Genomic DNA, 13,281 nt, shown 5'->3' with positions numbered 1-13,281 from the left:
ATGAATTCCAAACCACGAGATCTCCCCGGCAAACCGCGCCGGGTCCCATCAAGAAGACGCAGTCCGGCGCGAAAGCTCGTCCGGGCTCAGCAGCGTGGTGGTCGACACAAGAGGCCGAGAGGCCCTTCCCGGCCACCGAAGCCACCGGAAGTCCGCCGGAAACGCCCTTCGCGACAGTTTCGCCGGCGCCCACGGAGAACGCCGGGGGTATCTAGTCCGGAGCCGGGACGAACAGCAGGGTCGCATTGTGTCCGCCGAACCCGAACGAATTCGAGATAGCTGGTGCCGGATCCCACGCCCGGGACTGCAAGACGACGTCGAGGTTGAGCGCCGGATCGACCGCGGTCGTGCCCATGGTCGGGGGCAGTCTTCGGTGGACGTAGGTCAAGGCGAGCGCGGCCGCCTCGATGGCCCCGGCGGCACCAAGCGAGTGACCCGTTACCCCCTTGATCGAGGTGACGGCGGGCCGAGCCGGCGCGAAGACAGAGGCAATGGCCTTGGCCTCGGCCTCATCGTTGAGCGCGGTGGATGTGCCGTGCGCGTTAACGTGCGTGACGTCGGCCGGTTCGACGCCGCCGTCCGCGAGAGCCTCACGCATGCACGCCACCGCGCCCCGGCCTTCCGGAGCTGGCGCGAAAATGTGGTGAGCATCGCAGGTGGAGCCTGTTCCGGCGATTTCGGCGTAGACGCGTGCGCCGCGAGCCCGGGCCCGGCCGAGTTCCTCCAGCACGAGCACTGCGGCGCCCTCGGCGGCGCAGAAGCCGTCCCGATCGACATCGAACGGGCGGGACAGTCCAGTGGGGGACAACGCTCGCATACTTCCGAAGCCGGCGAGGTTGACGCCGGTCAGGCACGCCTCCGCACTGCCGGCGAGGACAACGTCGGCGCGTCCCGCGGCGATCCATCGGGCGGCACCCGCGATGGAGTGCGTGCCGGTTGCACACGCCGTCGAGATGGTCTCACACGGGCCGGTGAGGCCCCAGCGAAGCGCTACGGCGGCAGCCGCCGCATTGGGCATCACCATCGGGATCGTGAGCGGTGAGACGCCCCGCTCGCCGCGGGTATCGAGCGTACGGACCTGCGTCTCCCAGGAATACGCGCCACCGATGCCGCACCCGATGAACACACCGGTGCCATCCTTGTCGCCGTCGCGCAGCGTGGCGTCGCCGACGGCCTCGTGAGCGGCGACGAGGGCGAGCTGTGCGAACCGGTCCAGTCGCCGAAGCTCTACCTTGGAGAGTCCGATCACCGCCGGCTCAAAGTTCTTGATCCAGCGGGCGGATGCCGCCTCGGTCCCCTTGAACAAACCCTCCCAGAATTCCCCGGCACCGGTACCACATGGCGCGACCACTCCGACGCCGGTCACCACTACCCGCCGACCGTCCCGACTCTCCAACATGGCATTTCCCTCCCTCCGCAAACCGCGCCGTAGTAGTCGGAGCGGCTTGACATGGTCTCCCTCTGCTTCGGGCATCCGGCGGGCGCCGTCGGCCGCGCGGTTTCATTGCGGTGCCCAGTCCTGGCACTGGTAGCGCAACGCCCGGGTGAAGCTGCGCACGCCCGCCTTGGTGGCGCGGTACACAGGGGCGGAGCGTCTGGGCGCCCGGGCCAGTCCGGAGGCGAACGTCGACACGGCGACCATTTGTCGGTGCTGGCGCGGATGCCGCTGCGGCCGAGTTCACGGCCGATGCCCCTGGTCACCATGCCGCCCCAGGGCATTGCCTGATCGATCGCCGCCCGGCCGTTGACCCACACCGTGCCGGCATGCACGCCGTGGGCCAGCCTGTGGGCCCCCGCGACGTCTGGGCTCGAAGGGCGCACCGACCACGTCGAGGGTGCCGTGCTGGACGCGGCCTGGCCGTACCGGGTGTCGGTCGGCGGCCACCGTCATGACTGGTTCTTCGGCTGGCTGTCGAGGATGAGGTCGGCCGCCTTCTCACCGATCATGATCGACGGGGCGTTGGTGTTGCCCGAGGTTATCGTGGGCATGATCGATGCGTCAGCGACGCGCAGCCCGGTCACGCCGCGCACTGTGAGGTCGGGGCTGACCACGGCGTCGTCGTCGACTCCCATCCGGCAGGTGCCGACCTGGTGGTGGTAGGTGCCCACCGTACGGCGGACGTAGGTGCGCAGGTCCTCGCGGGTACGCGCGTCCGGCCCGGGAGCGACCTCCGTCTTGCGCCAGGTCTTGAAACCATCCGCAGCGCCGATCTGGCGGCAGATCTCCACCGCGTCGACGAGTGCCTCCAGGTCGTAGCTGTCGGCAAGCACGTTCGGATCGCACAGCGGCGGGACGGCAGGGTCGGCCGAAGCAAGCCGCAGCGTGCCCCTCGATCGCGGCCGGACGATCCCGGCCGCGATCGTGTACCCCTGTTCGGGCTGTGGGTAGCCCTCCGCCGGATACACCACATGCATGAACAGCGGCTGCAGATCCGGCCCCGGCCCCTCCCATCTGTGGCTATACGTGAATAGCTGGGCCTCCAGAAGATTGTGACGACCGGGGGGAAGCGGCTGCGTGGCCTCGTAGACGTTGCTCACCAGTAGGTGGTCGTGCAGGTTCGCGCCGACACCGGGAAGATCCAGCACGACCGGCACGCCCACCTCACCGAGGTGCGCCGCCGGGCCGATACCGCTGCGCATCAGGATCTGCGGCGACCCGATTGTGCCCGCGCTGAGCACCACCTCGGCGTCTGCCCACGCCCGGCACACCGCTCCGCCGGTCGAGTACTCCACGAAGGTCGCCCGGCCGTCACGCACGACGACACGGTGTACCAACGCATCGGTCGTAACCGTCAACCTCGGATTGTCGAGAACCGGAGCCACGAAGCTCTGCCACGCGCTCGCCCGTCGTCCGTTGCGCGTCGTGAGGTGGTTGTAGCCCACACCGGTCATATGCTCGCCGTTGAAGTCCTCGTTCACCGGATATCCCAGCACCGAAGCCGCCTCCAGGAACGCCGCCGCAGTCGGATGCGGCTCCGCGATCCGCTCAACCGGCAACGGGCCGCCGGCGCCATGCCACGCACCGGCGCCGTCGACATGGTCCTCCGAGCGCAGGAACAACGGCAGCACACTGTCGAAGTCCCACCCCGTACAGCCCTGCGCGGCCCAACCATCGAAGTCGCTGCGATGTCCACGCACGTAGATCATCCCGTTGAGCGAGCTGCTGCCACCCAGCACCTTTCCGCGCGGCCAGAACAAGGACCGGCCGTTCGCATGCTGCTGCGGAGTCGTCATGACCGACCAGTCCTGGGAGCCACCGAGCAACACCGGCCACGCCTGCGGGTCGTGAACGGCCGGGTCGATGTCCGGCGGCCCAGCCTCGATCACATGGACGGTGAAACCCCGGTCGAGCAGCCGCCGGGTGATCACGCTGCCCGCCGAGCCCGCCCCGACAACCACATACTCGCTGGCGACGTCCTGTTCAGCCATGCCAACCTCTCTACGTCTCGGCATACGTCTTGCGCGGCCGCGCACACTCGATGCGACAGAAGCGCCCTTCCCCGGTGATCCGCCGGTGAGCAGGCGCAGCTCCTCAGACCTCAGCCCCCGGTGCTGACCGGCCTTCGCAGCGGACCGTAGGTCGCCCGGTACGACCGGGGCCCCATCACAGGCGTGACCAGGTCGCGGATCCACGGGGGCACGCCCGCGAGTCGCGAGAACCGGTCGGTCATCGCCTGGACGTGCGTCACGCGATCCCGGCGATGTTCTTCGTACCGTGCGCCCACGGTGTCCCAGTCGCCGCCGGCGAGCAGGTCGGCGAGCACGATCGCATCCTCCATCGCGAGCGCGGCACCCTGCGCCCACACCGGTGCTGTGGCATGGGCCGCGTCACCGAGCAGGACGCACCGGCCGCGGGACCACTCGGAGATCCGCACCTCCTCGACCGGCGAGTGATACAGCGACTCCGGCTGGCGTAGCACCATGTCGACCACCTCGGGGATCGGCGCGGCGAACCCGCGGAAGGTCGTGTGCAGCCAGCCCGGGTCGGCGCCGACCGAACCACCCCCGGTAGCGGACGCGTATCCGTACACCTCGTCGCCGTCGACGGGGATCAGCAGGATGACCCCGGTCGGCCCGGTCCACACGGTCCAGCAATCGATTCCCGGGTTCGGCGCCATGAACCGCCAACTAGCGGTGCTCAGGACCGCGGTTCGCACGCCCTCGCCGCCGAACACCGTGGCGCGGACCACCGAGTGCACGCCGTCAGCGCCCGCGACGAAGCCATGCGGCTCCGTTCCTCCGTCGTCGAAAGCAACCTCGGCGCCGGACTGCTTCAGCCGTACCGATTCCACCGTCGAGGACCGCCGGGAGGCCAAGGCTTCCGGGCCATCGTCGAGCAGCGCGAGCAAGTCCACGCGGCGCACACAGCGTGGGCGAGCCTCGGAGTCCCAGAAGGCGTCCTCGTCGACCGCGAACAACAGGCGCCCGCGAGCACCGCGATACTCCCGACGTCGAACCGGCCTGCCCAGGCTCTCGAGACCGTCGCGGAGCCCCAACGCGGCGAGGGCCGACACGGCGTTGCCCGGAAGATTGATCGCCAGTCCGCCGCTCGCCGGCGTCGCGCTCCGCTCCGCGACCGACGCCGGTACACCGCGTTGCCGCAGCGCCCGCGACAGCGCTAGTCCCGCGATGCCGCCACCGACAACGAGCACCGAATCGTCCGTCACCTAGCCTCCTCAGTCTTGTTTGACATCGCCCAACACCTTCCGCTCGCCCAGCGGCCCACGATGTCCTCGAGCATGTCGGCGAGCGTGGCGGGCTGGGCCAGGGGCGTGTCCGCGGGATACACGAGACACCCCCGCCGGAGGGTTCAGGGAAGGGCGAATGGCTGCCCGGAAGACGGCGTACGACGTCCGCCTTCGGCGCCAACTTCTCCGCCAACCCTTCGGGAAACACCCGATCCTCGTCGCAGATGATGTACGCGGAGCGGATGCTCTTCCAGGACGCCGTCGTCAGCGGCTCCTCGAACGACCTGGCGCTCTGCGGTCGGAGCCGGGACACGGCGTCGTCCGCGATCGCCGCCGACGCGTCGTGGTAGAACAATTCGCGCGCGTTCTCCGGCGGCGTGAGCAGTTTGGTCTCCGGTGGATACCACGGCCCGCCGATCGGGCTCACCATCGACTCGCCCTCGTCGAACATGTGCGCGCTCAGATAGATGAGCTGTTGGACGTTCGGCGCGTCGGCGGCCACCTCGGTGACCGGCATTCCCCCGTACGAGTGGGCGAGCAGGACGACTGGCCCGTCGAACCGTGCCAGGTGCTCCCGGACCGCTCGCGCGTCGTCGCGCATGCCCGCATTCGGATCCCCCATGGTGCTCGGCAGGTCGTGGACCACGGAGGCGGGCCAGCCGCGCGAGGTGAGCTCCGCGACAAGTTGATCCCAGCACCACGCGCCATGCCACGCTCCGTGCACGAGCACCAGGACCGGCCGGTAGCGAGTATTCATGTAAAACGGTTTCCTTCGATCACGACTGAAGCGGGGTTCTATGTGCAGACCTGGAATGCGGAGCGCAGGTAAAGGTCGGTAGCGGCTCCGGGTGTAGCTGTTCGGCGCTGCCGTACCGACTCGCCACTGCGTGGCATCCGCCCCTGGCTTTCCGGCGCAGCGGTCCTGCCCACGGCAGCTCCGCTGTGCGCTCGCGTCGCCCGAGCGGACGCGGACTTCGCTTCGTCATCGCGTATCGCGCATCTCGAGACCAGCATCGTGGCTGTCGCGCGCCGAGACATCAGCCGTGGCACGTACGTTCTGGCGGTATCGGGGCATGCTCCTGTCCTTCGGCTCGCGGAAGGACGTGCGCCTGCCACGATCTGCCCTGGAACACCGGCCGCCGGCCCGCTGGAAGCCCTACTCGGCCGGGCGCCGAAACGCGCCGTACCAGACGATGCGGGCCAACTCCCCGGCGAAGACCGCGTCGCGGCTCGCGTCGCACGTTCCAGATGCCGGCTCATCGCCTCGCTACCGCCACAGACGACCATGGTGATGGCCGCGTCGGCGTCCATAGACGCCGGCACCAATCCGGCTTGCTGATCACGCAGCGACCGGGCGCGCGCCCCGGCGGCCAACCGCTCGACATGCGCGGCCTGGCTCTCCCGGACATCCGGGTCGTACGCCGCCACCTCCCTGAGCGCCGCCCACACCACGGCGTGTCGGCGAAACAACACCATCAACTGCTCGTACAGCAACACCAGGGCGGCCAACCCCGCGACGTCGTCGGAGTGCCAGGCTGTGACCAGCTTCGCCGACTGGTCCTGGAAGTCCTCGGACAGTCGCACCAGCAGCGCCGTCTTGTCGGGGAAGACCGTGTAGAAGGCGGAGCGACTCATGCCGGCCGCGTCCGTGATCCGCTGCACCCCCATCTCGGTGAAGCCGGCCCCGTCGGCCAGCAGCCGCACGGTGGCCTCCAGCAGCCGGCCCTGCGCCTCGGCCCGCCGGTCGGCTCCGCCGCCCGGCCGGTACGGCAATGGGGTCACGGCTACCTCCTCACTCGCTCGCGGTGCGCGCTCCTACCGACGACACCGGGCCGACGACCGCGAACCCGGAGGAGGCTAACACGGTGTCTGACATAGTGTCTAACATGGTGTCAACGCGAGGTCGGAGCGAGGTCGGAGCGAGATCGGTGGGGAGGCCTCTGGAGGAGACTGCGGTGGGTGTACGGATGTCCGGTGCGGTGCAGCAGCGTGTCGGCGGCCCGGGGGTGAGGCCACCGGCGCGCACGGGTCGTCGCATCGATGACGCCGAAGTTCGGAAACGGGCCGCGGCGGTAGGCTCAGGCTTCGTGGGTGCGTACGGCGACTCAGGCCTGGAGGGCCGTTCCGGCGAGCTGTCGACGCTCGACGACCTGGTCGGCGGGTTGGTGCGCGGGGTCGGCCGGGTGCTCTGGATCGAGGGTGAGCCGGGCATCGGCAAGTCCTCGCTGGTGAGCGAGCTGGCGGCCAGAGCGGCGGCACGGGGCTGTGCGGTGTCGCGTGGTGCGGCGGAGGAGCTGGCTCAGCCGTTTCCACTGCGGACGATGGCGCGCCGCCTGGACGTCGCGGCTGGATCCCTCGATCCGCTGCGCGTGGAGATCGCAGACCTTATAGGTGGTCGCCGCAGTTGCGGTGTGCTCGACCCGGTCCTTGCCGCGGGAGAACGGATGCTGGAGCTGGTCGACCGCGTGTGCGCGCCCCTGGCCGTTCTCGACCGCGTACCTGAGCCCGGCGGCCTTCGCGTCGGCGGCTTGACGAAACCTCTGGCCCGGATTTCAGGCGTCACCTTCGCGGTCGAGCGTGGGGCGACCGGGATGACCGCACCGTCAACCGGGGGAGGTAGGGCAAGCCAAGGGGCCGTCACTCAACCTGTTTCCGCACCTAGCGCCCATGTCTAGGCCTGCCCCGTGCCCGCGTGACGTTCGGGTGCCGTGTGAAGCCCGGCGGAACAGGTGTACGGCCGCTCCGGAGGTCGCACAACCACCCAGACGACCTTGCCTGTCGCCGCTACGAACTGATCCAATCGGCAGCTAAGAGGCGATGGTTTGGTCCGCGAATTCCGGGTCGGTCCCACGAGCCGTGATGCCTTCCGGCTCTGGCTTGGTGGCTGGAGTCTCCACCAGGGACGCTGCTTCGTAAGCTGCCCTGGTGAGTACACCTGATGTTCTGAGTGTCGGCAGGTTGTCCAAGGGGCCGTTTGTTGAGTACCTGAGTGAGACGAGCACTGATGATTTGGTGGTTGGCATCGATTACCCGTCACCTATCTGCGATCGCCTCTGGCATGTACATCCCGGAGTCGTCTGGGAGCCGCAGATGCAGCATGTGTAGGTGACCTGGGCGGGCTTGCAGGACGCAGCCGTGAGTTTCGGAATCGGTCACAGTTGCGACGACCGCGGTTTCTACGGGTCTTTGGGCGTCATTACAGCCGAGGAGTATGAGAAGCGTCGGCTTCGTGTACTGGCGGGTGAACCTCCCTGTGGTTGACGGCAAGAGCCTGGCCGCGGCCTGGATCAATCAATAGGCATAGGCCAATCTCGACGTTTCTTCCTGCATGGCGTCCGTCCTTAGTGACCATTCCGAAGGGCAACGTGCGCAAGTTCACGTCCGGCCAGGTTACAGGCGGATGCCCGTGGAGGACGCCGCGAGGCCCACACAACAACCAGGCGGCCATGCGCCGGAGCTGCCGGTCGTCGACGGCGATGAACCCCACTCCGGGGTCAACCAGTAGCTCCGCGGCCCGCACCCAACGGGCGCCCCACGGGAGCAGCCGGTTGGGATTGCGCAGAGCGGCCCCGCCGCCCTGCACCTCGACAGTGCCGGCCGGAAACTGGGTTCTGGCCTGCTCGAATGCGTTTGCCGACCAGGGCTCGCCGGTGCTGGCACCGCTGGTGGCCAGTAACTGCCAGCCGTTGTCGCCGCGCGCCAGCAGATGAGTCTCGTCCCAGAAGCACCCAGCACCGCGGCGAATGAATCTCGTGCACGCGATGTCGTCGTCGACATCCACCGCTGCCGGCGCGAACCGCCGACGCGTACTCAGCCGCACCGGACGCTCGGGGAGCCCGTTGTCGATGAGCTGCCGGCTCTCGCCCAAGACGTCGTACGCCACCCCAGGGACCATACGGCTCCGCCTTGCGTGCGCACCGACATTTGACCCCACTCGTCGGGTCTTGCTCCTTCGCGCTGCTGAGATGCCGGGGCCGGGTGGGGGTGTGCCCACCGCGCGCGTGCACGGGGAGCTCGCGTCTCTTGACGGCGTGATGTGGCCCGCCTAATGGCGGTCGGTGCTGCCGTTCCGCGGCGGCACATCGCACGCCTGAACGCTTGATCTCAATCCTCAAGATCGTTTCGTGCTGGCCTGACCGGGAGGCTGGCACCGGATCACAGGCTTAACTGATATCCACAAGGGACGACACCCGGAATTCATGTGCGACATGGTGAGAGGCTCTAGCGTCACGGTGTCGAGGGGAGCAGACTGGCCGACGAAATAACGGGTTTCTCTGTCGTATGCGGAGGATCTGGTCTTATGAACGATCCGTTTCTCGTGGTGGACAGTCCGCAGGTCGGCTGTGTCAGCGAGCCCGGCCGCGCGTTCACCCAGATGGTGGTGCGGGGACACTGGGATGGGCGGCTTCGTCAAGAGGTGTCGCGGGTGCTGCGGGCATGTGTGACCGAAGCGCCTCGCATGTTGCTGGTGGATCTGACACGGTTGCAGGACGAGGCCGGTGAGTCGGCGTCGACCTGGCAAACCGCGGCACGGTACGCGATGGAAGCCAAGCTGCAGGTCACGGTCGTCCTCTGTGCGGCGGGGCCGGCGGTGCGGCAGCGTCTGTCGACCAACGGTTGCGATCAAGCGGTCACGCTGGTCGATACCGCATCCGCACAGATGCCGAGCCGAGATGGCGACATCAGGCAGCAGCACCTGGCTCTGCCGGCCCAGCCCGCGGCGAGTGCGCTGGCCCGCACGATGGTCACCGACGCCTGCCTGACCTTCGACGTCGCTCACCTGGTGCACCCGGCTCGGCTGATCGTGTCGGAGCTGGTAGCCAACGCGGTCGAGCACACCGGCACCGATGTCAGGTTGTGGGTATCGGTTCGTGGTTCGATCCTGCATCTGGCCGTACAGGACGGTAGCCGCGAGCTTCCGCACCTGCTCGACACCGGGCACCAGCACCCTGCTCCCATCCTCGCACCAGGAACGGGACTGAGACTCGTGAGCGCTGCCGCCACCGCGTGGGGTGCCCTGCCGTGCCGGCGTGGCAAGGCGGTGTGGGCCACCCTTACCAAGCAGGCGGGGAGGGCAGCATGACCTTCTTCACCGATGACGGCAGCCGGCTGCACGCGGCGGTGCACTGCGACCGCGACCGGATCACGGTCACTCTGACCGGTGAACTCGACCGGGTCAGCGCACCACCGCTGGCGCGCCTGCTGGACACCGCGATGGACGGCAGCATCATCCGCCTGCAGGTGCACATGGCCCAGCTCGGCTTCGTCGACGCCGCCGGGGCGCGGCTACTGCTGAACGCCTACCGGCTGGCCGCAGATCGCGGGGTCGAGCTGACGTTGCTTGATCCCCAGCCACACATCGTCTGGCTGCTGCACACCCTTGACCTCGCCGCCGTACTGCCGGGCGACAGCCCATCTGCCGACGACGCGATGCCGTTCCGCGGCCACCCGCCGACGTTCATCGCCGATGAAACGATGGATGAGCTTATGTCCGCCCTGCTGGCAGACAGCCAGGATGAGCGTGACCGGCATGTCGACGAGCGTGCCGCGCAGGCCGACGAACGTGACCGGCGTGCTGATGAGCGTGAGGAACAGGCCGACGACCGAGATCGGCTCGCGCAGGAACGTGACCGGCTTGTCGACGAGCGCCAGCAACACATCGACGAACATCAGCGGTGGGCGGACATCCGTGAGGACGTGGCCGACACCCGTGAACGCGCCCTCGAACGCCGCGAAGAGGACTGCTGATCTTCAACGCTGACAGGAGTGCCGTCCACAGGCTCATTGACCGATCACCGGGCGGTGATCTGCATCGTGGCCGTGAACCGGTGCACGTCGTCCGGGGCGGCCGGGTCGGGCAGGGAGGTGGGGCCGGCGAGCATGGCGACCCGCACGATCACCCCGCCCGGCAGGGCGGTCCCGCGGGCGCTCGCAAGGCTGTGGTCGCTGATGATCACATGGCAGGGGCGGGCCGTGAGGATCTCGACGGCATCGCTGGCGTTGCTGGCGAACGACATCAGCCATCGGTCTGCGTGATGGTGCAGCATGACGCGCATACCTCGGCACAGCGGATCCTGTGTCACACCTATGGCCGGGACAAGGATCAGCACGTGATGGTTCCCGGCTGGCCGTACTCGTTCGTCACCGCTCTGGAACCGGGCCGCAGCTCGTGGACCGCGCCGTTGGACCCTCAACGGCTAGTACGGCAACGGCAGTTGCCAGGCGAAACGGGTTCATGATCGGGTCGTTGGTCATGGTGTGACGGATGTCGATGTTGCGGTGTGGTCGGCGGAGCTGGATCGGTTGCATGCCCGTTTCGCGGGTCGGTTCGCTCGGTCGGAGCCGCGGCGGCGGGCCCGCCAGTACCTGTCCGGGCTGGTCGCGGGCCTGGACCGGACCAACGGGTGGACCCTGGCGGAGCAGGCCGGTGACATGTCGCCGGACGGGATGCAGCGCCTGCTGCGGTGGGCGGACTGGGACGTCGACGCCGTGCGAGACGACGTGCGGGACTACGTCATCGAGCACCTCGGCGACCCGCAAGGTGTGCTGATCATCGACGACACCGGGTTCCTGAAGAAGGGCGTCAAGTCCGCCGGTGTGGCCCGGCAGTACTCCGGCACCGCCGGCAGGATCGAGAATTGCCAGGTCGGGGTGTTCCTGGCCTACCGCTCGGCCAAGGGCCACGCGTTGATCGACCGGCAGTTGTATTTGCCGCAGGCCTGGACCGATGACCGGGACCGGTGCCGCCAGGCCGGGATCCCGGACGAGGTCGGCTTCGCCACGAAGGTTGAGATGGCCCGCACCATGCTCGCCCGCGCGTTCGCTGCCGGGATTACGCCCGGCTGGGTCACGATGGACGAGGCATACGGGCAGTCGAAGTCGTTGCGGGTCTGGATGGAAGAACACGACCAGGCGCATGTCGTCGCGACCCGCCGCAACGACGATGTGGTCACCACCAGGATGGGCTTCACCCGCGTCGACAAGCTGATCGCCGCGCTGCCGGGCCGGGCCTGGTCGCGGATCTCGGCCGGGCCGGGGGCGCACGGACCGCGCGAATACTGGTGGGCGCGAATTCCGATTCGGGTGTTCTGGCGGCCCGGGCGTGGGCATTGGCTGCTCGCCCGCCGCAACATCAGCACCGGCGAGTTGGCTTACTACGTCTGCTACGGACCGCGCAGGACTCGGTTGATGGACCTGGCCCGCATCGCCGGCACTCGGTGGGCCGTCGAGGAGTGCTTCCAGCAGGCCAAAGGTCAGGCCGGCCTCGACGAATACCAGGTCCGCGACTGGCGAGCCTGGTACGCGCACATCACTCTGTCGATGGCCGCACACGCCTGGCTCGTCGTCGCTAAGACCCTTACCGCAAAAGGGGAAACAGCACCGGCGGCGGCATGCTGATCGGCTACACCGTACCCGAGATCCGACCCCTGCTCACCGCACTGTTCGTCCGCTCTCACCAGCCCAGACAGCACCTCTGGTGGTGGTCACACTGGGAGGCTGCACCGAAACCGCAAAGGTGAGCGTGGCAGTTTCAGCGAGGACGACTACATCGCCTTCCTCGATCAGGCCCACCAACGCTTGCGGGCACCGATCGTGCTGATCTGGGACAACCTGAACACCCACGTCAGCGTCCGGATCCGGGAACTGATCACGGCCCGGAGGTGGCTGACCGTGATCCGGTTACCCGCCTACGCCCCGGACCTCAACCCGGCCGAGGGCGTCTGGCGGTGGATGAAACGCGGCCTGACCAACACCGCCGCCCGCGGCGTCGACCACCTCGCCGACCTCGTCAAACGTCGGCTACGCGCCTGCCAGCAACAAACCGATCTCCTCGCTGGCTTCTTCGCCGGCACCGGCATGACCCTCGACCCCGAGCCACCGTGACGACTCGAACCTCAGCCTTTCAACCTCTGTAGCGAACGTTTCACCAGGTCATGGAAAATTATACTCGGCCGAGTAAAGGGTTCTATCTATCCCTGCCGCTTTCGATGTTTCATCGCATAGTCGACCAGGCCCTTCGCAACCCTTGTTTCACGAGTGGGAGCACAGAGCCGCGCCCTGTTCAGGTTCCCGCTCCGGAGCGCCGGTTCCCGGAGCCACCGCAGCCGCGAGTGTCGCCGGAGGGGCTCGCCACCGCCGAACGCGAGCCCACCGTGGCAGGACCCTGGTGGTCGTGGTGTTCCTGGCATTGATCCTGGCCATGACGCTCGTCTTCACTCAGATCGGCTGAGTAACTCAGTGGGGACCCGGAAGAAGTTCTTTCTGGGCCCCACGGCGCGGCTGCCCGCTCAGTATTGCAGGTAGTCGGCCAGGGCGTACCCGGGCGACCGGTCCAGGCGCAGGGCGCCGCGGTCTTACCGGCGGGTGGTCCGGGGGTCCGCGTGGTCCAGGGCGTCCTGGATGTCCTCCAGCCGGGAGCCGGCGTCGCGGCTCAGCGTGGCGAAGGTATGCCGCAACACGTGCGGACTCATCATGGTGTCTCCGGGGGCGGTGCGGTGTCCGGCGTGGGGGATGGCGTCGGTGGGTCCGGTACGGTGCCAGGCCCGCGTGACCCGGGTACCTCGGGGGCGGGGTGCTTGTCCGCGGTCAGCCA

At 68.1% G+C, this 13,281-nt stretch carries 12 protein-coding genes and 4 pseudogenes; 6 read left to right on the top strand and 10 right to left on the bottom strand.

The genetic code is table 11. The features are described 5' to 3' along the window. Window positions 1–211: 211 nt before the first annotated feature. From EDD30_RS32170 to EDD30_RS32145, 7 genes and pseudogenes are all read right to left on the bottom strand, one after another. On the bottom strand, window positions 212–1,369 hold the full coding sequence (locus EDD30_RS32170) for a beta-ketoacyl-[acyl-carrier-protein] synthase family protein (RefSeq protein ID WP_244945478.1): 1,158 nt from the start codon (window positions 1,367–1,369) through the stop codon (window positions 212–214). A gap of 132 nt (window positions 1,370–1,501) precedes the next feature. Beyond that, complete coding sequence (locus EDD30_RS41085; protein WP_170047606.1) at window positions 1,502–1,642, bottom strand: hypothetical protein; 141 nt, start codon at window positions 1,640–1,642, stop codon at window positions 1,502–1,504. A 17-nt stretch (window positions 1,643–1,659) separates the two neighbouring features. After that, window positions 1,660–1,821: pseudogene (locus tag EDD30_RS42165) on the bottom strand (aldehyde dehydrogenase family protein); the annotation flags it as partial. Between the two features lie 66 nt (window positions 1,822–1,887). Then, complete coding sequence (locus EDD30_RS32160) at window positions 1,888–3,429, bottom strand: GMC family oxidoreductase (protein WP_071808501.1); 1,542 nt, start codon at window positions 3,427–3,429, stop codon at window positions 1,888–1,890. Between the two features lie 110 nt (window positions 3,430–3,539). After that, window positions 3,540–4,667, bottom strand: a complete 1,128-nt coding sequence (locus EDD30_RS32155) for an FAD-dependent monooxygenase (protein WP_071808500.1) — start codon at window positions 4,665–4,667, stop codon at window positions 3,540–3,542. A gap of 199 nt (window positions 4,668–4,866) precedes the next feature. After that, a pseudogene (locus EDD30_RS42160) lies at window positions 4,867–5,445 on the bottom strand (alpha/beta hydrolase); the annotation flags it as partial. Window positions 5,446–5,483: 38 nt separating this feature from the next. Further along, window positions 5,484–6,470, bottom strand: coding sequence for a TetR/AcrR family transcriptional regulator (locus tag EDD30_RS32145; protein ID WP_071808499.1), 987 nt, complete (start codon window positions 6,468–6,470; stop codon window positions 5,484–5,486). A gap of 173 nt (window positions 6,471–6,643) precedes the next feature. Here EDD30_RS32145 and EDD30_RS32140 point away from each other — a divergent pair, with 173 nt between their 5' ends. Beyond that, window positions 6,644–7,363, top strand: a complete 720-nt coding sequence (locus tag EDD30_RS32140) for an ATP-binding protein (protein WP_170208293.1) — start codon at window positions 6,644–6,646, stop codon at window positions 7,361–7,363. A 521-nt stretch (window positions 7,364–7,884) separates the two neighbouring features. Here the strand turns inward: EDD30_RS32140 and EDD30_RS32135 are convergent. Beyond that, a complete protein-coding gene (locus EDD30_RS32135; protein WP_143162958.1) occupies window positions 7,885–8,571 on the bottom strand; it encodes a hypothetical protein in 687 nt (228 codons plus the stop codon). Between the two features lie 534 nt (window positions 8,572–9,105). Here EDD30_RS32135 and EDD30_RS32130 point away from each other — a divergent pair. Next, window positions 9,106–9,771, top strand: coding sequence for an ATP-binding protein (locus tag EDD30_RS32130; RefSeq protein WP_143162957.1), 666 nt, complete (start codon window positions 9,106–9,108; stop codon window positions 9,769–9,771). Continuing rightward, on the top strand, window positions 9,768–10,436 hold the full coding sequence (locus EDD30_RS32125) for an STAS domain-containing protein (protein ID WP_071808495.1): 669 nt from the start codon (window positions 9,768–9,770) through the stop codon (window positions 10,434–10,436). The genes EDD30_RS32130 and EDD30_RS32125 overlap by 4 nt, the downstream gene beginning before the upstream one ends. A 44-nt stretch (window positions 10,437–10,480) precedes the next feature. Here the strand turns inward: EDD30_RS32125 and EDD30_RS32120 are convergent, their stop codons facing one another. Then, window positions 10,481–10,735 carry a response regulator gene (locus EDD30_RS32120; RefSeq protein WP_170047608.1) on the bottom strand — a complete coding sequence of 85 codons (255 nt, stop codon included), beginning with the start codon at window positions 10,733–10,735 and terminating at the stop codon, window positions 10,481–10,483. Here EDD30_RS32120 and EDD30_RS41835 point away from each other — a divergent pair. From EDD30_RS41835 to EDD30_RS32105, 3 genes and pseudogenes are all read left to right on the top strand, one after another. Further along, a pseudogene (locus EDD30_RS41835) lies at window positions 10,736–10,888 on the top strand (transposase); the annotation flags it as partial. It lies immediately after the preceding gene. A 58-nt stretch (window positions 10,889–10,946) separates the two neighbouring features. Next, entirely contained in the window at window positions 10,947–12,086 is a 1,140-nt protein-coding gene (locus EDD30_RS32110; RefSeq protein WP_123678631.1) for an IS701 family transposase, read from the top strand. Window positions 12,087–12,185: 99 nt separating this feature from the next. Continuing rightward, complete coding sequence (locus tag EDD30_RS32105) at window positions 12,186–12,572, top strand: transposase (protein ID WP_123678630.1); 387 nt, start codon at window positions 12,186–12,188, stop codon at window positions 12,570–12,572. 473 nt (window positions 12,573–13,045) lie between these two features. Here EDD30_RS32105 and EDD30_RS41080 read toward each other — a convergent pair. Beyond that, window positions 13,046–13,174: pseudogene (locus EDD30_RS41080) on the bottom strand (tyrosine-type recombinase/integrase); the annotation flags it as partial. Window positions 13,175–13,281: the final 107 nt, after the last annotated feature.

The sequence above is a fragment of the Couchioplanes caeruleus genome (assembly GCF_003751945.1).
Classification (GTDB): Bacteria; Actinomycetota; Actinomycetes; order Mycobacteriales; family Micromonosporaceae; genus Actinoplanes; species Actinoplanes caeruleus.
The sequence above is the reverse complement of the archived record's forward strand: the minus strand, read 5'-3'. Positions and strand labels throughout refer to the sequence as shown.

Coding starts and splice junctions, on each gene's coding strand:
- EDD30_RS32125 (WP_071808495.1), top strand. CDS start 9,768: ATGACCTTCTTCACCGATGACGGCAGCCGGCTGCACGCGGCGGTGCAC.
- EDD30_RS41085 (WP_170047606.1), bottom strand. CDS start 1,642: ATGGTCGCCGTGTCGACGTTCGCCTCCGGACTGGCCCGGGCGCCCAGA.
- EDD30_RS32160 (WP_071808501.1), bottom strand. CDS start 3,429: ATGGCTGAACAGGACGTCGCCAGCGAGTATGTGGTTGTCGGGGCGGGC.
- EDD30_RS32120 (WP_170047608.1), bottom strand. CDS start 10,735: ATGCTGCACCATCACGCAGACCGATGGCTGATGTCGTTCGCCAGCAAC.